The 23,673-nt window shown below is 33.8% G+C and carries 14 protein-coding genes; 13 read left to right on the top strand and 1 reads right to left on the bottom strand.

Features of this window, described 5'->3' with window-relative positions; genetic code table 11:
• Positions 1–4: 4 nt before the first annotated feature.
• Complete coding sequence (locus tag CHRY9293_RS03340; protein WP_162031577.1) at positions 5–1,318, bottom strand: UDP-glucose dehydrogenase family protein; 1,314 nt, start codon at positions 1,316–1,318, stop codon at positions 5–7.
• A gap of 222 nt (positions 1,319–1,540) precedes the next feature.
• On the opposite strand from CHRY9293_RS03340, the gene rimP reads away from it, so the two are divergent.
• From rimP to CHRY9293_RS03275, 13 genes are all read left to right on the top strand, one after another.
• Positions 1,541–2,008, top strand: coding sequence for a ribosome assembly cofactor RimP (gene rimP, locus CHRY9293_RS03335; RefSeq protein ID WP_162031576.1), 468 nt, complete (start codon positions 1,541–1,543; stop codon positions 2,006–2,008).
• Positions 2,009–2,024: 16 nt separating this feature from the next.
• Positions 2,025–3,260, top strand: a complete 1,236-nt coding sequence (gene nusA / locus CHRY9293_RS03330; RefSeq protein WP_122545867.1) for a transcription termination factor NusA — start codon at positions 2,025–2,027, stop codon at positions 3,258–3,260.
• A 79-nt stretch (positions 3,261–3,339) separates the two neighbouring features.
• On the top strand, positions 3,340–6,303 hold the full coding sequence (gene infB / locus CHRY9293_RS03325; RefSeq protein ID WP_162031575.1) for a translation initiation factor IF-2: 2,964 nt from the start codon (positions 3,340–3,342) through the stop codon (positions 6,301–6,303).
• Positions 6,304–6,610: 307 nt separating this feature from the next.
• Positions 6,611–9,499: a SusC/RagA family TonB-linked outer membrane protein gene (locus CHRY9293_RS03320; RefSeq protein ID WP_162031574.1), complete on the top strand. Its 2,889-nt coding sequence runs from the start codon at positions 6,611–6,613 to the stop codon at positions 9,497–9,499.
• A 12-nt stretch (positions 9,500–9,511) separates the two neighbouring features.
• Positions 9,512–11,122, top strand: a complete 1,611-nt coding sequence (locus CHRY9293_RS03315) for a RagB/SusD family nutrient uptake outer membrane protein (RefSeq protein ID WP_162031573.1) — start codon at positions 9,512–9,514, stop codon at positions 11,120–11,122.
• 17 nt (positions 11,123–11,139) lie between these two features.
• Complete coding sequence (locus tag CHRY9293_RS03310) at positions 11,140–11,964, top strand: hypothetical protein (RefSeq protein WP_162031572.1); 825 nt, start codon at positions 11,140–11,142, stop codon at positions 11,962–11,964.
• Between the two features lie 301 nt (positions 11,965–12,265).
• A complete protein-coding gene (locus tag CHRY9293_RS03305; protein ID WP_162031571.1) occupies positions 12,266–14,203 on the top strand; it encodes a putative porin in 1,938 nt (645 codons plus the stop codon).
• 13 nt (positions 14,204–14,216) lie between these two features.
• Entirely contained in the window at positions 14,217–15,803 is a 1,587-nt protein-coding gene (bshC, locus tag CHRY9293_RS03300; protein ID WP_162031570.1) for a bacillithiol biosynthesis cysteine-adding enzyme BshC, read from the top strand.
• A 39-nt stretch (positions 15,804–15,842) separates the two neighbouring features.
• On the top strand, positions 15,843–17,777 hold the full coding sequence (locus CHRY9293_RS03295; protein ID WP_228455457.1) for a LysM peptidoglycan-binding domain-containing protein: 1,935 nt from the start codon (positions 15,843–15,845) through the stop codon (positions 17,775–17,777).
• 72 nt (positions 17,778–17,849) lie between these two features.
• Positions 17,850–18,725 carry an ACP S-malonyltransferase gene (fabD, locus tag CHRY9293_RS03290; RefSeq protein WP_162031569.1) on the top strand — a complete coding sequence of 292 codons (876 nt, stop codon included), beginning with the start codon at positions 17,850–17,852 and terminating at the stop codon, positions 18,723–18,725.
• Positions 18,726–18,738: 13 nt separating this feature from the next.
• Positions 18,739–19,644, top strand: coding sequence for a GYDIA family GHMP kinase (locus CHRY9293_RS03285; RefSeq protein WP_162031568.1), 906 nt, complete (start codon positions 18,739–18,741; stop codon positions 19,642–19,644).
• A gap of 125 nt (positions 19,645–19,769) precedes the next feature.
• Positions 19,770–21,389: a phosphoenolpyruvate carboxykinase (ATP) gene (gene pckA / locus CHRY9293_RS03280; RefSeq protein ID WP_162031567.1), complete on the top strand. Its 1,620-nt coding sequence runs from the start codon at positions 19,770–19,772 to the stop codon at positions 21,387–21,389.
• Positions 21,390–21,731: 342 nt separating this feature from the next.
• The gene (locus tag CHRY9293_RS03275) at positions 21,732–23,606 is read left to right on the top strand and encodes an FISUMP domain-containing protein (RefSeq protein WP_162031566.1); all 1,875 of its coding nucleotides are present in this window, start codon (positions 21,732–21,734) and stop codon (positions 23,604–23,606) included.
• Positions 23,607–23,673 lie beyond the last annotated feature (67 nt).

The following is a 23,673-nucleotide window of genomic DNA, read 5'->3' as shown; positions in this document are numbered from 1 at the left end:
ATTTTCAATTTAATATCGTTTTTCTTCCTATACTTTTATAGAAAAAACCATTTTGTTCAGGGATTTCCAAAGGATACATGTTTCTTCCGTCAAAAATCACTTTATTCTTCATTTTTTCGGCCATCAAATCAAAGTTTGGGTTTTTAAACTCGGGCCATTCGGTTGCGATAAATAAAGCATCTGCATTTTCTAATGCCTCGTACATGCTTTTTGCATATTTTATAGTATTCCCAATAAGTTTTTGAACGTTATTTTCAGCAACTACATCATATGCAATAATATTTGCTCCTTTCTCAAGTAAGATTTTAATGTTGTCTAAAGAGGACGCTTCTCGGATATCGTCAGTATTAGCTTTAAATGCTAATCCCCAAACAGCAATAGTTTTTCCTTTTATATTGCCGCCAAAATATTTCTCTATTTCTGAAATGAGAATGATTTTCTGAGCTGCGTTTACGTTTTCAGTAGCTTCTAGGATTTGGAAATGGAATTTTTCGTCTTTTCCTGATTTTATTAAGGCTTTTACATCCTTAGGAAAACAGCTTCCACCATATCCAATGCCCGGGAATAAAAATCTATTGCCTATTCGGTCATCACTTCCCATTCCAAGACGTACTTTATCAACATCGGCCCCTACTTTTTCACAATAATTGGCAATTTCATTCATGAATGTTATTTTTACTGCCAGAAATGAGTTGGATGCGTATTTGGTAAGTTCAGAGGATTTTTCATCCATGAAAATAATGGGAACTCCTGTATTGGTAAATGGTTGATAAATTTTAGACATCACCTCTTTTGCCTTTTCAGAACTAGATCCTACTACCACTCTGGCGGGATTCATAGAATCCTCTACAGCAAAACCTTCTCTTAGAAATTCCGGATTTGAAACTACATCGAAAGGAATATGAGTTTTGGAAAGAATGACTTCTTTTACTTTATCTGCTGTTCCTACAGGAACTGTACTTTTATTCACAATTACCTTATATTCGGTGATCATTTCCCCAATATCGTTAGCTACTTTTAACACATATGAAAGATCTGCCGAGCCATCCTCTCCGGGAGGCGTTGGTAAAGCAAGATAAATCACTTCGCTTTTATCTAAGGCTTCTTTTAAGTCTGTGGTGAAAAATAATCTTTGTGCTTGAATGTTTCTAAGAAACATTTCCTCAAGGTTGGGTTCATAGATGGGAACAATGCCACTTTTCATTCCCTCTACCTTTTTTTCATCGATGTCTACACAGTATACTGAATTACCAAGTTCTGCTAGGGTGGTTCCTGTGACTAGTCCTACATAGCCTGTTCCTACAATTGTTATGTTCAAAATGTATTTTTTTTTAATAATTCTATTCACAAAAATAATAAAAATACTTTCACTCTATTCTTTAATTTGATGGAAAAGGCTCTTTTCTTGCCTTTTTGATAATAAGTTGATTTTGATTGTATAATAAAAAATTGTATATTTGCAATGGATTTACGGAAAAAAATGGGAAGGCTTCGGAAGAAAGCCTTTTTTCGTACAAGTAAATCATGATTAGTTTATGTTATGGAGTTTAGAAAAAGAATTGAAGAATTATTAAATGAATTTCTGGAAACCAGAAAAGATTTATTTTTGATTGATCTAAAGATTTCTACAGGAGATGATATTACCGTGATTTTGGATGGAGACAATGGTGTTTCTCTTCAAGATTGTTTGGATGCAAGTAGGGCTATTGAATTTAATATGGATAGGGAAGAGCATGATTTTAGTCTTCAGGTAATGTCTGCAGGATTAAGTGAACCTCTTTCAAGTCCAAGACAATTTACAAAAAATATAGGAAGATATATTGAAGTTTTACTCCATAATACTTCCGAAGTAGAAGGCGAATTGACAAAAGTAGATGAAGAAAAAATCACTCTTCTTTTACGCTATAGAAAACCAAAAGATATTGGTAAAGGTAAGGTAGATGTGGAGGAGGAAAAAGAAATTCCTTATTCTGAGATAAAAAAAGCATTAGTAGTAATTAAATTTTAAAAAAGAAAAGAGATAAATGGATAATATAGCGTTGATTGAATCCTTTGGTGATTTTAAAGACGAAAAAGGGATCAGTAAAATTGATCTTATGGCGATTATTGAAGATTCATTGAAAACACTTTTAAGAAAAAGATTTGATTCGGATGACCATTTTGATGTGATTGTGAATCCTGATAAAGGCGATTTTCAGATATTCTTGAATAAAACGATTGTAGAGGATGAAATGTCTGAAGATGATGATTTGGAAATTGAAATTTCAGAAGCTAAAAAAATTGATTCTACTTTTGAAGTGGGAGAAGAATATACAATGGAGATTCCTGTAGCTCAGTTGGGAAGAAGAAACATTCTTACATTGAAGCAAATTTTAGCAACAAAATTGCAGGAGCATAATAATGCTATGTTGTATGAGCAGTTTAAAGATAGAATTGGAGAAATTGTGGTGGGAGAAATTCATCATATTCGTCATAAGCATGTTATTTTATTAGACGATGAAGGAAATGAATTTATTTTGCCAAAAGAAAATCAAATTCCTTCTGATTTCTTTAAAAAAGGTGAAAATATCAGAGCTATTGTAGAAACAGTAGATTTTAAAGGATCGAAGCCGCAGATTATTATTTCTAGAACAGCTCCTAAATTTTTGGAGAAGTTATTAGAATTAGAAATTCCTGAAATTCAGGATGGAACTATTATTTTGAAAAAAGTAGTAAGAATTCCTGGAGAAAAGGCTAAGATTGCTGTAGATGCTTATGATGATAGAATTGATCCGGTGGGTGCTTGTGTGGGTGTTAAAGGATCTAGAATTCATGGAGTTGTAAGAGAGTTGAGAAATGAAAACATCGATGTGATTCAGTGGTCGAAAAACCCTGAAATCTTGGTGAAGAGAGCTTTAGGAAATGTTACGATTAATAAGATTGACATTAATGAGAATGGAAACTATGCGTTGGTTTATACGCCGGTTGAAGAAATCTCGAAAGTGATTGGAAAGCAAGGACAAAACATAAAACTGGCTTCTTGGTTGACAGGTTATGAAATTGATGTACATAGAGAATCCAGCGAAGATGACGATGTTGAATTGAAAGAATTTAATGACGATATCGAGCAGTGGATTTTGGATGAGTTTAAGAAAGTAGGTCTTACTACTGCAAAATCTGTATTGGATAAGGAAACGGAAAGTCTTTTAAATATGGTTGACCTGGAAGAGGAAACGATTGAGGAAGTAAAACGTGTTCTAAGAGAAGAGTTTGAAGATTAGGATTTTTTAAATAAATTTTAATAAACAGTAAAAAAGAAATACTTTAATTTTAAGAATTAAAAAACAGTAAATAATATAAATGCCAAAAATTAGATTAAATAAAGCGGTTAAGGAATTCAATATTTCGATATCTAGATTAGTAGAGTTTTTACAATCAAAGGGATTCGATGTTGAAACTAATCCTAACGCTCAATTAGAAGAAGCGGCATATTCTGCATTGGAGGCTGAGTTTGCCAAGGACGGTGAACAACGTAAAGCTTCCCATGAGGTGGTAATCAATAAAGTTCCAGAAGAAAAATTGGAAATTGAAGAGAAAAAAACACCTGAAGTAATAAGAGCTAAAGCAAATATAAAAACTGAAACTAAGATTTTGGGTAAAATAGATTTAGAGCCTAAATCTACAGAGCCTGAGATCGTTCCTGCTCCGGAACTGGTGGAGGAAAAAAAGGAAGAAAAAGTAGTGCCTGTTCCAGAAGTAAAAACACCTCCTGAAAAACAGGAATTTAAAGTTCTGGATAAAATCGACTTGTCTCAAATTGAATCTAGAAATAGACCTATAAAAAAAGATAAACCAAAAGTAGAGGAAAAAATAGCAGAGGAAAAAATAGTGGAGGAAAAAAAAGTGGAGCCTAAAAAAGAAATGCCAAAACCTGTTGTTGAGACCCCAGCACCGATTGAAACTAAATTAGAATCTCAAAAACTCGAGGAACCGGCTCAGGAGCCTCAAAAGATTGAAACAGTTTATCAAAAACTGGATGGTCCTAAGATTGTGGGAGAAAAAATAGACCTCAGTCAATTTGCTGACAAATCAAAAGGAGCAGGTGCCAAAAAGAAAAGAAAAAGGATTGAAAAGCCTGGTCCTAATAATCAACAAGGAAATAACCAGCAAGGAAATAATTCCCAGTCCAATAATAACAATAATCAACCAGGAGGAAATAGACCTCATGGAGGAAACCAAGGGAATCGCCCTCAAGGTCAAGGTGGTCAAGGGAATAATCGCCCTCAGGGTCAAGGTGGCCAAGGTGGTGGTAATCGTTTTGGAAATAATCAAGGGAATCGCCCTCAAGGTCAAGGTGGAGGATTTAAAAAAGGAGGACAGAATAATAGACCTGGACAAAGGGTTATGCCTGTTGAATTAACTGATGAACAAGTTAAAAACCAAATTAAAGAAACTCTTGAAAAACTAACCAATAAAGGAGGTAAGTCTAAATCTGCTAAACACAGAAAGGATAAAAGAAACTTCAGAAGAGAACAAGATGAGCGCCAGCAAGAACTTGAAGCTCAAGATAGAACTCTGAAGGTTACAGAATTTATCACAGTAGGTGAATTAGCTAGTTTAATGAATGTTTCTCCAACAGAAGTAATCTCAGCTTGTTTCTCTTTAGGAGTAATGGTTACGATGAATCAAAGATTAGAGGCGGATACATTACTATTGGTGGCTGATGAATTTGGGTATAAAATTGAATTTTCTGATGCTGATCTTGAAGAAACAGATGCAGAGGACGAAATTGATAATGAAGAAGATCTTCTTCCAAGAGCTCCGATTGTTACGGTAATGGGACATGTTGACCATGGTAAAACTTCATTATTGGATTATGTTAGAAAAACGAATGTAATTGCGGGGGAATCAGGAGGAATTACACAGCATATTGGTGCCTACAATGTGAAGTTGGAAAATGGACAAAGGATTACTTTCTTAGATACTCCTGGACACGAAGCCTTTACGGCAATGAGAGCAAGAGGTGCACAGATTACCGATATAGCAATTATCGTAATTGCTGCCGATGATGATGTAATGCCTCAAACAAAAGAGGCTATTTCCCACGCACAAGCTGCAGGGGTGCCCATGATTATTGCTCTCAATAAAGTGGATAAACCCAATGCTAACCCGGATAATATTCGTCAACAACTTTCTGGGATGAATATATTAGTAGAAGAATGGGGTGGAAATGTACAGGCGCAAGAAATCTCTGCTAAATTTGGTAATAACGTAGATGTTTTGTTGGAAAAAGTATTACTTCAAGCGGAAATGCTTGAGCTAAAGGCTAATCCAGATAGAAATGCACAAGGAGTTGTAATTGAAGCTTCATTAGATAAAGGAAGGGGATATGTTTCTACTATGCTGGTGCAGACAGGAACCCTAAGAGTGGGTGATTATGTTCTTGCCGGTAAAAACCATGGTAAGGTTAAGGCTATGCTTGATGAGAGAGGAAGGAACCTTAAAGAAGCTGGACCTTCTATTCCTGTAACGATTTTAGGTTTAGACGGAGCTCCTACTGCCGGAGATAAATTTAAAGTATATGAAGATGAAAGTGAAGCGAAGTCTATAGCTAATAAGAGAGAACAACTTCAAAGAGAGCTTTCTATCAGAACTAAAAAGCATACAACGCTTGAAGAATTAGGAAGAAGAATTGCCTTAGGAGATTTCAAAGAATTAAATATTATCCTAAAGGGTGACGTAGATGGATCCGTTGAAGCATTATCTGACCAATTGCAAAGATTGTCTACTGAAGAAATTAATGTTAATATTCTTCATAAAGGAGTAGGTCAGATTACAGAATCTGACGTTAACTTAGCCACGGCTTCTGATGCAATTATTATTGGGTTTAATGTAAGAGCAGGTGCTAATGCTAAAGATCTTGCTGATAGAGAAGAAATTGAAATTAGAACATATTCTGTAATTTATGCTGCAATTGAAGAAGTAAAAGAAGCAATGGAAGGATTGCTTTCCCCGGAGATTAAAGAACAGGTTATCGGAAATGTAGAAATTAGAGAGATATTTAAAATTTCTAAAGTAGGAACTATTGCAGGATGTATGGTTCTTTCAGGAAAAGTGACTAGAAACTCTAAGGTAAGAGTCCTTCGTGATGGCATTGTAAAATTTGATGGAGAGCTGGAAAGCTTGAAACGTTTTAAAGATGACGTTAAAGAAGTTACGAAAGGGTATGAGTGCGGATTAAACCTGAAAGGTTATAATGATATAGAAGAGGGTGATATTCTTGAGGTTTACGAAGAAGTTGCCGTGAAGAAGAAACTAAAATAACTCTACTTTTTTATAAAGATAAAAAGCCACTTTTTTTAAGTGGCTTTTTTTATTTTATATTTTTCCAATTTATAATATATCTAAATAATATTTTTCGTTTTGATTATAATATGTTAAAGCTTTTTATTTATGTTTCTTATTTTTCATTTTATTTAATATTAGAAGTCTTTTGTAGTTTATTTTTGATTATTTTTCATCATTTTCAACATTCTAAATGAAAAAAATTTTAACCCATGTAGTTAAAAAACTTGCAAGTGTTAATATTTATTAACATATTTGCCCATTAAATATATTAAAATTTGTTAATATGAATGTTAAATTACGTGTGTTAACAGCAGGTGTCCTGTTTTTCACAGGCCAAGCTGCATTTGCTCAGAAAAAAGCAAGTGACTCTACAAAAGACAAAGAGGCGAAAATAGAAGAGGTAGTAATTCTTGGATATAGCAAAACGGCTACGAAAGCGAAGGATGTAACAGCTTCTACAACTGTATCGCCTGAACTTTTGGAAAACAGACCGAATGCTTCCTTTATGAGTAATCTTCAGGGAACAGCTCCAGGGGTTACTGTTTCAACATCATCTGGATCTCCAGGGTCTGCGAAGATTGATGTTATTGTAAGAGGGGTGTCTTCATTAAATGCATTGACAGATCCTTTGTATGTAATAGACGGTCTACAGACAAATGCTACTGAATATAGAAACCTTAACCCGAATGATATAGAGTCTATCTCCATTTTGAGAGATGCGGCAGGTACTTCTATCTATGGTAACAGAGGAGCAAATGGAGTAGTTGTTATTAAAACTAAACAAGGAAGATATGGTTCTGCATTTAAAATTTCCTATGACGCTACAACAGGGGTAAGTTTTATGCCAAATCATGACTATAATATGGCGGATACAAAGCAGATTTTGACTTTGGAAAGAGCTGCTAATGTAGGGAAGGGTATGGGTCTGACGGATGAACAGATCAATAGTGAATCCGTAAATACAAATTGGAGAAAGCAATTTTTTAATGCAGATGTTATACAGCAACATAACCTAGGGTTAACATTTGGTGGTGAAAATGTGACATTGTATTCTTCTTTAGGGTATATGCAACAAGGTGGGTTAGTACCGACTACTGACTTCAAGAGAATGACATTTAGAAATAACCTAAATGGTAAATCAAAAGATGGTCGATTTAATTATAGCGCTCAGGTTGCTTTGGGCTTTTCAAGAAGAAACCAGCTAGACGAAGAAACGAATACAAATATTAGTGCAAACGTAGTGCAAAATCCATTGTTGGGTAGTATTATTGGATTACCATATCTTGCAGCAGGATTGTATCCTACAGGTAATGATTTGTTTAATGCAATTCAGCTAAATACAGCAGGAGGAAAAAGAATCTGGGTTTTAGAGGATGTACTTAAGCAAGGTAATATGCCAAGTAGATATGATCAAACAAGTATTTTTGCTAATGCATTTGCTTCATATAAATTAACAGATGATTTGACTTTAGGAAACAGAATTGGGGTTGATTATAAAGTGACAGACAGATTGTTTGCAAGGTCTCCTAATTTATGGTTATCTCGTGCTGTTGCAGCGCAATCAGCAACTACAGCAGTGCCAAATCCATATGGAGGTCTTGAGCTATTAAGTAATACTAGGGATTTGACTTTTAATAATATTGTCAATTTAAATTATAACAAGACTCTAGGTGAAAAACATACTTTAGATGTTGGTTTATATTTTGATTATTTAAAAGCACATTACTTATTAAAAACTCAGCAGAGAAATGGTTTAGATCCTAAGACATGGTCTCCGGGGAGTGGGGCAGGATATATTGGATTTAATGATCAGAACCCGACTTTCTATTTGCCTTCAGCAAGTGCTGGAAAGGTAGATGCAGGAACTCTTGCTTATTTTGCAACGGTTGACTATGATTATGATAGCAAATATGGTTTCAGTGGGGTTATAAGAAGAGATGGTACATATCGTTTTGCTGAAGATTATAGATGGGCAACTTTCTATTCAGTAGCAGGTAGATGGAATCTTGATCAGGAAAGCTTCATGCAAGGCTCAACATTTGATTTATTAAAATTAAGAGCGTCTTATGGAACGCAAGGTAACCAAAACTTGATACCGCCAACAGCAGGAAATAACCCAATCTTTACATTACCAAATGCGACGAGAACATTAAACTCTGTTACTACAGGTTATAACAATACGCTTGGAAGTCTATCGTTATCTTCAATCGGGATTGCGGATTTACGTTGGGAGAAAATTTCACAATTTAACGTAGGTTTAGATTTTAGATTATTAGGAAGAAAGTTAGAGGGTAACTTTGATTACTATATTAAAGATACGAGAGATTTATATAATACAATTAATGTATCTGCAGCTACAACAAGTATTTATTCATTTACAGGAAATAACGGTAAGCTAAGAAATACTGGTTTTGAATTATTATTGAGATATCATTTGATTAATAATGAAAATACAAAACTATCATTCTTTGCTAATGGATCTTATAACAAAAATACAATTAGAGAGCTAGCTGTTGAGCAAAAAACAGGATCACTAATTAATAGAGTTGGAGGAACAGCATATGAGTGGAACCTAGTTCCTTATGTTGGAGTAAATGAAAGTAACGGTAATATGTTATTCTTGGATGCAAATGGTAATGTGACAGAATCTCCAACTGAGAATGATAGAAGAGCAACAGGAAAAAGCTACTTACCAAAATGGCAAGGAGGTTTCGGGGTAAATGCTGCATATAAAGGATTTTTCTTAGATGCGCTATTCTCTTATCAAGCAGGACTTTGGAAATCTGATAACCAGTTAACATGGTTATATGATCCAACATCTTTAGGAGAGTATAACTTATCTGCAGATTTATTGAACTCTTGGACTCCAGAAAATACACATACATCAATGCCTGCATTGAACGCGACTAATACAGGATTAGATGGTGATTCCGATAGATACCTATTTAATGCTTCTTTTGTAAAATTAAAAGCGGTAACATTCGGGTATACTGTTCCTAAGTCATTCTTGAATTCAAGCTTTATTAAATCTTTAAAAATATTTGTACAAGGTGAAAATCTTGCTTGGTGGTCAAAGTGGAGAGGTTTCGATCCGGAGGGGCTTACTACTTATAGTGTGAGTGTTTATCCTAATCCTAGAACGGTTTCGATCGGAGCAAATGTTGAATTCTAAAAATAAATAAAAATGAATAAAATAAAAAGTACAATAAAAATATTATTTCTATCACTTACTTTAGGACTTACTATTGTTTCTTGTGAGGACTCTCTAGATATTATTCAATCTAATGAGTTAAATGATAGTGATACTTTTAATAATGTTGCGGATTTAAATAACTATCTTTTAGGTGCTGTATATGCAAGTGTAAACACAACAAACGAAATAAAGTTTACTTCTGTATTTACGGATGAAGTTGGAATTGCGCCTACCAATACAGGACAGGATGTTGTCCTACACCGTTTTTTTATAGACAATTCTGAAGCATATAGCAGTGGGATTTGGCAATCTCATTATACCACTATTAATAGAGTAAACAGATTACTAAAAGCTGCTGAAGGAATTACACCTGCGGCAGGAGAAGTGGTAACTTATAATTCTGTATTGGCTCAAGCGAGAGCGTTAAGAGCATTTGCTTACATTCAGTTGGAGTCTTATTTTACAACAAATATGGCTGATGATAATGCTCTTGGAGTAGTGTTGTCGATTGAGGCGAGTGATGATTTATATTTAAAGCTTCCTAGAGTAAATAATGGAGCTATTTACAATCAGATCAATGCAGATTTGGATTTTGCATATGCCAATTTAAATACTGCAGTTTCAGACTACTATTTTGTAACAAAACCGTTGATTGACGCTTTAAGAGCAAGAGTTAACCTAAATAGAGGAAAGCATGATTTAGCAAAACAATATGCTCAAGCAGCTATTACAGGTTCTGGTTTGGTTTTGACGCCGGCAACTCCTATGCCAGCAGGAACACCTGCTTTAACAGGAACTTGGGCTACCGCTTTTTATAATGAATCAACACCGGTAGCTACAGCGGTGCCTTATAGAAACTTATGGAATGATAGATCGAATACAGGTACAGCAGCAGTGCCTTCCTTCCAAAATTTTAGAGGAGAAAATATTTGGGCATTGTCTAGACCTTTAACAGGAGCTTGGGGAAATATTGCGGCATTGTATACAACAAATGCTTCCAATGCCAATGGATCACCTCTTTTTGATATGGGACGTAATCAGTATAATATATTGTTGAGCTATACCAGTGATATTAGAAAGTTTGCTTTTGTAGATACTACTTCTAAAGTTGATGCAGGATATGCTACGAATCCAAATTATATTACGTCTGATGTAATTATTATTGATAAATATCCAGGAAAAGGAAATCAAAATTTAAGAAATGATATTAAAACTGTTAGACTTTCTGAAATGTATCTTATTCTTGCAGAGTGTGAGGCATTTGGTGGAAACTTTGCAGTGGCAGCAAACTATATTAAAAATATAAGAGATGCAAGACGATTTACTGGTACGGTAACAGCTCCTACTTATAGCAGCATTCCAGGTGCATTGCAGGATATTTTGAAAGAAAGAAGAGCAGAATTGTGTTTTGAAGGACACCGTTATGTTGATTTAAGAAGATTAGGGAAAATAGCAGGTGTAAGTATTGATAGACACTTTACAGATGATAGAATCACTTCTCTTCCTACAACGCTAGATATCAATAGCTACAAGTTTACTTTACCTATCCCTTTAGCTGAGGTTCAAGGAAATCCTACAATTGTTCAGAACCCTGGTTACTAATAATTAAAAAAAATGTTATGACAAAATACTTAAAATTTGGTATATTTTTAGCCTTAGCAGTGGCTTTCACTAGCTGTAAGCAAGATGATATTTATTATGAAGGGGAACCTTACTTGTTTTTTAAGAGTGACGAAGGAGTTGCTTTTGTAGAGCAAGGTTCAAATCACAAAGATGTGACGATTGATTTTGGAGCTATGAAGCCCGTTGATGGCTCGCATCCGGTAAATTTAGTAGTTGATACTCAAAATTCAACGGCTGTTGAAGGAACCCAATTTCAAATCCTAAACAATGGAGCTGGTTTTGGAAATGGGGCGAATTCTGGAAAATTTACTATTAGAATTTTAGAATCTGGTAGCTCAACAACCTCTAAAGCAGCAGTATTTAAATTACAATCTAATTCTATTGCTAATGCACAATACAATCAGACTTATACATTAAATATGTCATTAACTTGTCCTATAAGCAATTTCCTGGGCAGTGGTGGTAACTTTAACTATACTACGGGGTTTTGGCAAAGTCCAGATGTATTTACAATTGAGGAGGTTGCTGGACAGCCTAATACTTTGAGAATTAATGATTTTCTAGATATTCCTACTGCGACTCCGCTAATTGTGAAGTATGATGCGAATGGGGTCGTAACTTTTGATACTCAGGATACAGGATTTGTTCATTCATCATATGGAATGGTTAAAATTAGGATGTCTACGGATCCTTCAAAAGTTTCTACTATTGATAAGTGTTCTAGAAAACTGGTAATTTATGCTAATTATTTTGTTCCTCAAGGACAATTTACTGATGATAGTGGTAATCCACATATCAAAGAAGAGTTTGTAGGGTTTTAAGAATATTCTTTCTACTAAAAGACTCTAAAAAGAATACCCCGTTACAAATAGTATCGGGGGTTTTTGTTTTTTACTTTAAGGGATATTTTTAAGATGAGTCTTATGAAGCTTTGAAAATAACTTTATACGAAATTTTCATATCTTCTTTATACGAAAATGAGAATAATGTTTCTAACCTAAATTGTATAGTTGTAAAACATTTTGCTTTGAGAATTAAATTATTCAGCAATTTCTCAAGGTTGTACTTCTGCCACTTTTTATTCCCTTATTATTTCTTATTTTTGCTTTACAAAATCAAATAATGAAGTATATATTCTTTATCATATTCTTTTTCTGTTTTTTTGCTAAATCTCAAGTAGTTAAAAAAATAGAATCTAAAAAACCTTCTCAGAAAGTAGAGGATACTTTAGTCATCGACTCAGGAAAGAAAGATTCTTTAAAAATATTTAAACCGACTATTAATGACTATCTATATCAAGCACAATATTCTGCAAAGAAAGTCTTTGATACGGTGATGACTTTTGATAAAACCTATATTTTTTCCCAATATAATAACAAGGATAATTTTGGAAAAGTTCAGTTTGCGAATGTGGGGGCAGGTTTTAATCCTTTGTCATATGAAGTTATTTCTGGGCAAAATTTAGCATTAATGCCTACTAATAAGTCATATGATATTTTAGAGGTTGATGATATCCGTTATTATGATGTGAAAACGCCTACGGCAACATTTGTTTATCATAACTCAATGAGAAATGGAGGTGGATTAAAATCAACCTACACTCAAAATATTGGGAAAAGATTCAATTTTGCATTGGAATATATGGGGCTTCGATCCCAAGGACTATACAGAAACTCTTTAGTGGCTAATAATAATACATTATTTTCAGGACATTATATTTCCAAAAGTGGAAATTATGAACTTTTTGCCCATTATTTACATCAGAATGTCAATGCTCAGGAAAATGGAGGTATAGTAGGGGATAGCCTTTTCCAAAATGGAGATTCAAATTCTAGAAACAGACAAAATATGCAGGTGAATTTGGCAGGATCAAGTTCTCAGTTTTCTTACAGAAGGTATTATCTTACTCATCAATTTGCTCCTTTTAATTCAGAAAAAATTCCTTTTAAAATAAGACATACAATTTCTCATCAAGGGAATAAATATTATTATAATCAGTCCGTTTTGGAAGCATATTGGTATGATTTTCCAGCAGAAATAGTAACTGATTTTCCCTTTTCTACCAAAAAATACTCAGATAATTTAAGCAATACAGTGAGTTTAGTATGGGATAATGAAAAGTTTAAACTTGACGCAGGGGTTCGATATCAAATGTTAAAATTTGGTGCTACTCAAATAAACTTGCCCATTTTAGAAATACCAACTGAACTTAAGGAAAATAGACTAGGAGCGATTGGTAATCTACAAATTAAACTCTTTGACAAAATCCAATTAAATTCATTTATGGAATTCTCCAATGGAAGCCAATTTGGAACATATCTTAAAACTACCAACAATCTTAAGTTTGAGCCGATAAAAGATTATATTGTCAATGCTAAAATTAATTTTCAAAATGCGTATCCGTCATTTAATTACTTAATTAATACATCACCTTATAATAACTATAATTATTATTATCAAAATGCAAAAAATCAATCTATTACTGAGATAGGAGGCAATGTAAATCTTAAATGGTTTAAAACAGAATTATTTGTTAATTATTTTAGAATTGATAATTATACTTATTTTGATTTTAATGCGATGCCTAGACAAAGTGATAGCTCTGTAAATATTTCTCAAATTGGAGGAGAGGCTACATTTAGTTATGGTAATTTTCATCTGAATACAAAATTACAGTTTCAAAATGTATTGACTAATAAAGAACTATTGCCTTTGCCAAGTTTTATAGGAAGGGCTAATTTTTTCTATCAAGCGAAAGCATTTAAAAAAGCGGCCGAAATTCAAGCCGGTATAAAAGCATATTATTTCTCAAAATTTGCCTCTAGAGAATATTTTCCGATACTTAATGAATATATTCTACCCAGTGCAGATGCTTTTTCAATTGGAGGACAACCTATTTTGGATCTGTATTTTAATATGAAAGTGAAAAAAATGTTTTTCTATATAGAAGGTCAACAAATAGGAACATTCCTTTCTCATAATAAAGCATATGCTTTCCCTCATTATCCAGTATACGATTTTAGATTAAATATTGGTATTGTGTGGTATTTGTTCAACTAAAACCCAAACAAAGTTGAAGACGATTAATAAATTATCATTTCATGATATAGAAAGTATCCCTCCACTAATAAAAGATTTTTTAAATCATACAATTGAGGGGTTTAAAGAAAGTACATTCTCTTTAGATAATTTTGAAAAGCAGATTCAGGCAAAACAACATTCTTTTACTGAAGAGCAAAGGAATATTTTGTTTCATGTATTACAAAGCCAGTTATCCAAGCTTATTCTTTCTCCAAAACAACAAAAGAATTTGGATGATTTGAAGAGGTCTAATACGTTTACCATTACAACAGGGCATCAGCTTAATCTGTTTTCAGGACCTGTGTTTTTCATATATAAAATTCTTCAAACTATTAAAACTTGCTCATTTTTGAAGGAGCGTTTTTCTGACTATGATTTTGTGCCGATGTATTGGGTGGCATCAGAAGATCATGACTTCTTGGAAATTAATCATTTCAAAACAGAGAATAATTATTATGAAATCAATGAGAAATCAGGAGGAGCAGTTGGGCGAATACAGGTAAGTGATATCTCTTTTATTTCTGAGTTTGAAAAGGAATTTAAGGATACGGTTTTTGGTACGGAACTGATTCTTATGTTGAAAGAGGCTTATAAAACTGGAAATACACTTGCTGAGGCTATTTCTATTATAGTAAATAGGCTTTTTTCAGATTTTGGATTATTGATTTTAGATGGTGATTCAAAAGAGCTTAAAAATCAATGTATTCCTATTTTTAAAGAAGAACTTATTAGCTCAGATTTGAAGAGATTTTCAAAGTCGAAAGTGGATTCTTTGACTGAAAAATATGGTAAAGTTCAGGTAAATCCTCGGGATATTAATCTATTCTATCTTTCGGAAACCAGAGATCGAATCGATTATGACGGACAAAAATACTTTGTTGTAGACAAAAATATTGAGTTTACACAAGAAGAGATTGTCATGGAGCTAGAAAAGTTCCCTGAAAATTTTAGCCCCAATGCATTGCTTCGACCTGTCTATCAGGAGAAAATTTTACCCAACTTGGCATATATTGGAGGAAATGCGGAGATTATGTATTGGCTGGAACTAAAAGATTATTTTTCAAAACTAGATATTCCATTTCCTATTTTAATTCCTAGGAATTCTATGCTTTTCTTAAAGGAAAAACTCTTGAAAAAAATTCAAAAACTTGGTATAAAAATAGAAGATTTTTTTCAAAATTTTACGGTGATCACAAATAATAAGATTTTGAAAAATAATGATATTCTTGCATTGCTAGAGCAAAGGGAGAATCTTTTAATAGATGATTTTTCTACGCTGAAGACGGTGGCAGAAAATACAGATCATTCGTTTGGAAATATGGTAAAAGCGGAAGAAGTAAGGCAGCTAAAATCTTTTAAAAAAATGAAAAAACGCCTTCTGCATGCAGAGAAAATAAAGCAAAAAGAATTATGGGAACGCCTTGAAAATTTATTTTTGGATGTACATCCTTCAGGGATCTGGCAGGAAAGAATTTATAATTTTAGTGTATTTTTTGCAGATTACGGGTATGAGTGGCTTGAAACTTGTTTGGAAGAGATGGAGATAGAGCAATCAAAATTAATAATTGTTGCCATTTAATTTTAAAGAAGTATTTTTGTAAGATTATAATTATCCACTATGATAAAGAGGTTTTTTATTCTATCCAGTTTATGTATGATTTTGAATGTATCGGCTCAAAAATCACACACCGTTGTAAAGGGGGATACTCCTTATAATATAGCTAAAAAATATGGAATAACTGTAGATGAATTGTTAAAGCTGAATCCCAATGTTAAAGATGGTAAGATTGCTATTGGAGATGTATTGACCGTTAACTCTGGTACCTCTGCGGGACAATCTAGAACGATTGTTTCTACAAAACCTGTTAATAATTCTCAATATGGTAAAATTATACTAGAACCTAAACAAACAATATATGGTATTACTAAACAATATCGTATTTCCGAATCTGATTTAAGGAAGCTTAATCCGGATTTGGATTCTCATATGAAAATAGGAGATGAAATTACTCTACCTTTAGAAAGCATTAAAAAATATGGTGGAACTCAGCAACTAGCTCCAATTACGAATACGAAAAGTATGGAAAATGTAGGTGATAAGCCAGTATTAACGGCTGCTGAAGGAGAATATATAGTTCAATCTAAGGATAACTACTATAGAATTTCAAAACAGTTTAATATTACCCAGAAACAACTTTTTGCACTCAATCCAGGATTAGAAGAAAAAGGATTAAAGTCTGGGGATAAAATTAATGTAGGGAAGTCTACTAGCGTAACTTCTACTGAAGAAATAAAAGGAAATAAAAAAGAAAATCTTGATACAGAAAACCATAAAGGATCAAATGCTTCTGGAAGTGAAAATAAAGTATTAGCAGATGATTATGTAACTTATACTGTTTTACAGGGAGATACTGTTTTTTCAATTATCAATAAATTTGGAGTTACTATTGATGACTTAGTGGCTCTTAATCCTGAACTTTCACATGGGCTTAAGGCGGGAATGGTTTTAAAAATTAAAAAACTAGATGCAGCCTATATAAAAAGGAATGGAGATGCGTTGAGTGTTGTTTTGATGTTGCCTTTTGGGTATAGTACAAACGAAACACAATACAGAACCATGGCATTGGATTTCTTAACGGGAGCAAAACTTGCCATAGAAAGAAATGCGAAAAGCGGCCAGAAATTGGATGTTAAAATAGTTGATTCAGGAAATGAATCGTCATTTAAAAGTTCATTAACTCAAATAAACCCTAATAATACAGATTTAATCATTGGACCTTTTTTCAAATCGAATGTTATTGATGTATTAGAATTTACAAAGAATCAAAAAATTCCGATTGTTGCTCCTTTTGCAAACTCTTCAGAATTATACAATTATAGCAATCTTATTATTGTAGAAACCAATGATCAAGTGTATGCAGACAAAATTGTAGAGGAAGTAAAGGCAGCCTATTCCGATCAAAAAGTTTATATAGTTGCGGATAGTGATAAAACGAATGCAAACTACATTAAAGCAGGTCTTGAAAAAATAATAAAGAATGCAAACATAGCTATTGTAAATGCACCTTCAGAAATTCAACTTGATCAAAATATGATGACGGGTCAGTCGGCACCGGTAATTGCTATATTAGCGAATCCTAATGATAGTGTTGGAGATGCCTTTTCAAGTAGAGTAATCTCATTATCAAAGGAAGTGCAAGGAATGAAAGCTTTTAGTATGTACTATTCACCCATTTTTGAAAAGAAAGTAGATGATCTTAGTCAAGCTAGCTTGGTGTATTTGATGGATAGAAAGATAAACACAGACGGAAATTTTGAAAAAGAAATTTTGGCAGCTTATAAAAGTAAATATTGTAAAACGCCCCCTAAATATGCTATAATTGGTTTTGATGTGGTAAATGACATGTTGACCAGAGAAAATAAGAAAGGAGAGATTTTTAAACAAATGAATAAAGTACAGACTCAACTCGCTACTAAATTTGAGTTTGTAAAAGTGAAAGCTAACGGAGCTTATGTGAATGCAGGTTATCGTGTGATTAGGTTGGTTCCGTAAACAATAGAATTTGATTTAGAAACGTTTTCTTTAACATTATATTTATATTTGCAAAATATTTTAAAATAATACATGAAAGCACTTGTATTTCCAGGGCAGGGTTCTCAATTCGTAGGAATGGGAAAAGAATTATATGATTCTCGAAAAGATATAAAGGATTTGATGGAATCTGCCAATGAAATCTTAGGATTTGATATCCTTTCAATAATGTTTAATGGTAAGGAGTCTGATCTTAAAAAAACTGAAGTAACGCAACCTTCAATTTTTATACATTCAGTGGCTGCCCTTAAAGCGGTAAATGGACTCGGAGCTGAAATGGTGGCAGGGCATTCTTTGGGTGAATTTTCAGCATTAGTTGCCAATGGTGTTTTATCCTTTGATGACGGATTAAAATTAGTTTCTGAAAGAGCAAAGGCGATGCAGGCCGCATGCGATGCGAATCCAAGCTCTATGGCTGCGATTTTAGGATTAGATGATACTAAAGTTGAAGAGATTTGTGCGCAGATTGATGGTGTTGTAGTTCCTGCAAATTATAATTGTCCAGGGCAGTTGGTAATTTCGGGAGAAACGGCCGCGGTAGAAGAAGCGTGTTTAAAATTAAAAGAAGCAGGCGCAAAACGAGCTTTATTATTGCAAGTAAATGGAGCGTTTCATTCTCCATTGATGATGCCGGCACAAGAGAGATTGGCCAAAGCAATTGAACAAACAAAATTTAGAAAAGCAATGATTCCTGTGTATCAGAATATCACGACAACAGCGATTATAGATCCTGATCAAATCAAGGAAAATCTTATTTCTCAATTAACAGGCCCTGTTAAATGGACACAGTCTGTACAAAATATGATTAAAGATGGTGCCACTAACTTTATTGAAGTAGGCCCAGGTAAAACGCTTCAGGGATTGATCAAGAAAATTGACAATACTGTAGATGTTACCGTGGCAATTTAATATACTAAATAATATGGGCGAGATTTTTTCACCAGGAAAGCTTATGCTTACTTCAGAATATTTCGCTATAGATGGAGCTCTTGTCTTAGCAGTACCCACCCAGCTAGGACAAGAGTTTTTCTTTGAAGAAAAAGATGATGAGCAATCTCTTATTTTTTGGGAGGCCTATCACCAGAATAAATTATGGTTAAAAACTATCATTGATTATAAAAACTGGCAGATTTTAGAAACTAATATTTCGTTAAGTGCTGAATTTATTTTAAAAACATTAAAGAATGTTCAGACACTTTCTACTCTTAAGTTTAAAAAAAAAAATACTTATCGCTTAAAAACTAATCTTCAATTTCCTGCCAACTTTGGACTGGGAAGTAGTTCAACTTTGATGAATAATCTTGCAAAATGGGCAGAAATAGATCCTTTTTATTTGAATGAAATCAGTTTGGGAGGAAGCGGGTATGATATTGCTGTAGCAAAAGAAAAGTCAGCCGTACTTTTTCAGAATAAGCCTGAACTAACATATGAAAAAATCAATTTTACTCCATCCTTTAAAAATGATTTGATTTTCATTCATTTAAATAAAAAACAGGATAGTAGAGAAGGGATTCGTTTATATAAATCAAAAAAGAAGTCGCAACAGCTCATTAATGAATTTTCGGATATTACAAAAAATATTTTATTATGTAATGATTTATTTGAATTTTCTCAGTTAATGCTATTTCATGAACAAAAAATTTCAAATTTTCTTGAAATTCCCATGGTTAAAGAACTTTTTTTCCCGGATTGCCCTGTATTTGTTAAAAGTTTGGGTGCTTGGGGAGGAGATTTTGTATTGAGCTCAAAATTTGATGGCTATCAAGACTATTTTTGGGGAAAAGGTTTTAGCACTATTTTTGAATGGAATGATTTAATTGATTGTTAAACAGTGTTTTGTGAGTCGTATTTTTTATTTGTCATTCTGACTTATATCATTATATTTAAACACTTTTAACGATTAATTAATATTAATTTTGTCGTACCTCAATAGAAATAGAAAATATAAGTAAAATGAAAAATGCTAAAATCATCCAGGATTTAGAGAGATTAGGGATTAAAGGAGACTATAAAGTTATTTATAACCCATCTTACGAAGAGTTGTATCAGGCTGAGGTTTGTATTGGGAATCAGGGGTTTGAGAAGTCTGAACTTACAGAATCGGGTGCAGTATCAGTAAAAACAGGAATTTTCACGGGCCGCTCACCTAAAGATAGGTATATTGTTAAGGATGATGTTACTAAAGACACAATTTTTTGGGATGGTAAAGTAAACTTACCCACAACCCCAGAAATTTTTCAATCTTGTAAAGGATTAGTAATAAATCAATTATCAGGAGCTAAGAAAATCTATGTAGTAGATGCTTTTTGTGGAACGAATGCAGATACAAGATTAAAAGTAAGATTTATTGTTGAAGTGGCTTGGCAAGCGCATTTTGTTACCAATATGTTTATCCGTCCCTCTCATTATGAATTGGAAAATTTTGGGGAACCAGATTTTACTGTCATGAATGGGTCAAAAACAACGAATCCAAATTGGCAAGGACAAGGATTACATTCTGAAAATTTTGTCATGTTTAACCTAACTGAAAAATTACAAATTATTGGAGGAACTTGGTATGGAGGCGAAATGAAGAAAGGAATGTTTGCGATGATGAATTATTATCTTCCATTAAAAGGAATGGCTTCTATGCATTGTTCTGCAAATGTTGGTGAGCAAGGAGATGTTGCTTTATTTTTTGGACTTTCCGGAACAGGGAAAACAACATTATCTGCAGACCCAAAAAGATATTTAATTGGGGATGATGAACACGGCTGGGATAATAAGGGCGTATTTAATTATGAAGGAGGATGCTATGCAAAAGTGATTGATTTATCTGAAGAAAAAGAACCGGATATTTTCAGGGCTATCAGAAGAGACGCTCTTCTTGAAAATGTCGTTGTAAATGATGGCGTTTCTGATTATACAGATGGTTCTATTACCGAAAATACAAGGGTTTCTTACCCAATTTACCATATTAACAAGATTGTTTTGCCTTCTAAGGCTGGCCATGCAAAAAAGATAGTATATCTTTCTGCCGATGCATTTGGGGTTTTGCCTCCAGTTTCTATTTTGGATGAAGATCAGGCACAGTATCATTTCCTTTGTGGGTATACTTCTAAATTAGCGGGTACCGAAAGAGGTATTACTGAACCGGAACCATCTTTCTCGCCTGCTTTTGGTGAAGCATTTCTTACTTTACATCCAACAATGTATTCTAAGACATTGATAGGGAAAATGAAAGAGCATGGTGCAAAAGCATATTTAGTGAATACAGGTTGGAATGGTACGGGAAAAAGAATATCATTAAAAGATACGAGAGCAATTATTGATTCCATTATTGATGGATCTATAGAAAACGCTCCAAAAACAAGAATTCCAATTATGAATCTTGAAATACCTACCTTATTATCTAATGTTTCTGAAGGGATATTAGACCCAAGAGATACCTATAAAAATGTTTCTGATTGGGAGGATAAAGCAAGAGATCTTGCTGCGAAGTATATTAAAAACTTTGAACAATATTGTAATACTGATGAAGGAAAGAAATTGATTTTTTCGGGACCTCAGTTGCAAGAACAAACAATTAAATAATATATACAAGCTGGTTTATTTTAAATCAGCTTTTTTTATGAAATATTTTATTTTTTAGTAGGGTGCATAAAAGACTTTAGCTATATGTTAAAGTTTTTGTTGTTTTAAATACATTGATAATAATAGTTATTGGATATTTTTAACTATAGTTTTAATTTTAATAATAATTAGTTTTTAAACTACATATATTGTGGTATAAAAATTATTATCCTTTGTATATTTACGTTGTGTTTATTTTTATTAATTCTAATTGAGCTTTATGTTGATAAAATCAATTTTATAAATTAGAATTATGTATAATTATTTTGCTTCAAATAATATAGATATAAAATATTTAATACGATGAAAAAAACTAATTTACTTATTTTATTACTATCTAGTGCTTTTTCGTTTGGACAAGTTGGGATTAATAATCCTTCACCCAAAGCGACGCTAGATATTACAGGTAAAACATCGGATGGGACTGCTGCTGAAGGTCTCATATTACCTAAAATTACGGGAAATGCCTTATTTGCTGCGATTGCGTCAAACGTATATGGAGCAGCTCAGAATGGAACCGTAATTTTTGTCACAGCACCGGCAGATCAAACTAATCAGGTGGGCCAAACGGTGAGAGTAGATGCCATAGGGTATTATTATTTCGATTCGACTACGAATGAATGGTGGAAAATGGGAGGTGGAAATAATTTTTATAATTCGGATGGAACATTGACTGATACCCGTAATGTTACTATGAATGGGAATAATTTAGGATTTATGGGGGGAAGAATAGCAATGGGGACAACTTCTCCTGATCCTTCTGCTATTCTTGATCTTACCAGCCTTACTTTGGGGTTTCTTCCTCCAAGAATGACTGAAGTAGAAATGAATGCCATACAGAACCCTGCAAAAGGTTTGATTATTTATTGTACGGATTGTTTCGCTGCTAACTTGGGTTGTGTGATGGTTAATGATTCTTCGGATCCATTGGTGCCCAATTGGGGATCATTATGTAGTTCCAATGTACCAAGTGGTCATGTTCTTGATATAGAATGTGTGAATGCATCTACTTCTGGAGCAGTACACTCTGGAGTTGCTGTAAGTGGGGTAACAGTTACAGTACCTTATATAGGAGGAAATGGAGGAACATATCCATCGGCGGCGTTTACTTCAACCGGAGTTACCGGATTAACGGCTAGTTTAATGGGAGGAGCTTTAGCTAGTGGAAACGGAAGTTTTATGTTGGCAATTACTGGCACACCTTCTGCTGCAGGAACTGCGACATTTAATATTACAATAGCAGGAAAAACTTGTGCATTTACTGTGGATGTGGATAATTTTACGGCGGATGTTTCTTCACTAGATTGTGGAACGGCTGTATTTGCACCTGCAACTCTCCACCAAGGAGAAGCATATACAGGTACTCTTACTGTTGCTTATACAGGAGGAAATGGTGATGCTTACCCTCAATTGTCTTTCACTCAAAATGGATTAACATTTACACTTCCTGCAGGTACATTGGCAACAGGAAATGGTAACTTAGTATATAATGTAACCGGTACTCCGGCTGCTGCTATAGCGATGACTATTCCAATTACTTTTGGGTCTCAATCTTGTAATGTGAACAAAACGGTGATGAATGACCAGGATGGAACCGTAGTGATGTGTGGATCTACGAAGGCTTGGTCATTGTATAATATAGGTGCAGATACTAGCGCGAACCCTTATATTCCGGTGAAAGAACTTCATGGAAATTATTATCAGTGGGGAACTAATATAGTAGTGGCAGACGCAGATACTCCTGCCGGAAATATCATAGGTTGGAATCCATCCCTTAATCAGCCGGATAGTTCTTGGAATAGTGGAACAGAAGCATCTCCTGTAAAAACGGCAAACGACCCTTGCCCTACAGGCTTCCGTATACCAACAAGAGCTGAATATAATACGTTGATGAATAACAATTCCTTAGGTCAGATTGGATCATATGGCTCTAATGCAACAAATTATGGATTCGCAAGAACATATACATGTGGAGGCAAAATGATTATATTCCCAGCTGCTGGAATGCGTCACGTTTCAGGAGGATCTTTATATATGCGTGGTGCTTTAGGGTTTTATTGGACGAGTACGGAAAATATTTCAAATGCTTATAGTATGGTGTTTGATACACCACCTAGTGTTGTTCTCACGGGTTACTCTCGTGCTTATGCACAATCAGTACGTTGTGTTGCAGAATAAATAATATATTCTAGAAAATTTTATTTTAAGAATAAAAAAGGGAGGTTTTTAAAATCTCCCTTTTGTC

The sequence above is a fragment of the Chryseobacterium potabilaquae genome (genome assembly GCF_902728265.1).
Lineage (GTDB): Bacteria > Bacteroidota > Bacteroidia > Flavobacteriales > Weeksellaceae > Chryseobacterium > Chryseobacterium potabilaquae.
This window is presented reverse-complemented; position numbering and strand designations above follow the sequence as displayed.

What these genes read in the sequence shown, in the direction of transcription:
- rimP (WP_162031576.1), top strand. Translation starts at nt 1,541, where the DNA reads ATGGAGTTTAGAAAAAGAATTGAAGAATTATTAAATGAATTTCTGGAA.
- nusA (WP_122545867.1), top strand. Translation starts at nt 2,025, where the DNA reads ATGGATAATATAGCGTTGATTGAATCCTTTGGTGATTTTAAAGACGAA.
- infB (WP_162031575.1), top strand. Translation starts at nt 3,340, where the DNA reads ATGCCAAAAATTAGATTAAATAAAGCGGTTAAGGAATTCAATATTTCG.
- CHRY9293_RS03320 (WP_162031574.1), top strand. Translation starts at nt 6,611, where the DNA reads ATGAATGTTAAATTACGTGTGTTAACAGCAGGTGTCCTGTTTTTCACA.
- CHRY9293_RS03315 (WP_162031573.1), top strand. Translation starts at nt 9,512, where the DNA reads ATGAATAAAATAAAAAGTACAATAAAAATATTATTTCTATCACTTACT.
- CHRY9293_RS03310 (WP_162031572.1), top strand. Translation starts at nt 11,140, where the DNA reads ATGACAAAATACTTAAAATTTGGTATATTTTTAGCCTTAGCAGTGGCT.
- CHRY9293_RS03305 (WP_162031571.1), top strand. Translation starts at nt 12,266, where the DNA reads ATGAAGTATATATTCTTTATCATATTCTTTTTCTGTTTTTTTGCTAAA.
- CHRY9293_RS03295 (WP_228455457.1), top strand. Translation starts at nt 15,843, where the DNA reads ATGATAAAGAGGTTTTTTATTCTATCCAGTTTATGTATGATTTTGAAT.
- fabD (WP_162031569.1), top strand. Translation starts at nt 17,850, where the DNA reads ATGAAAGCACTTGTATTTCCAGGGCAGGGTTCTCAATTCGTAGGAATG.
- CHRY9293_RS03285 (WP_162031568.1), top strand. Translation starts at nt 18,739, where the DNA reads ATGGGCGAGATTTTTTCACCAGGAAAGCTTATGCTTACTTCAGAATAT.
- pckA (WP_162031567.1), top strand. Translation starts at nt 19,770, where the DNA reads ATGAAAAATGCTAAAATCATCCAGGATTTAGAGAGATTAGGGATTAAA.
- CHRY9293_RS03275 (WP_162031566.1), top strand. Translation starts at nt 21,732, where the DNA reads ATGAAAAAAACTAATTTACTTATTTTATTACTATCTAGTGCTTTTTCG.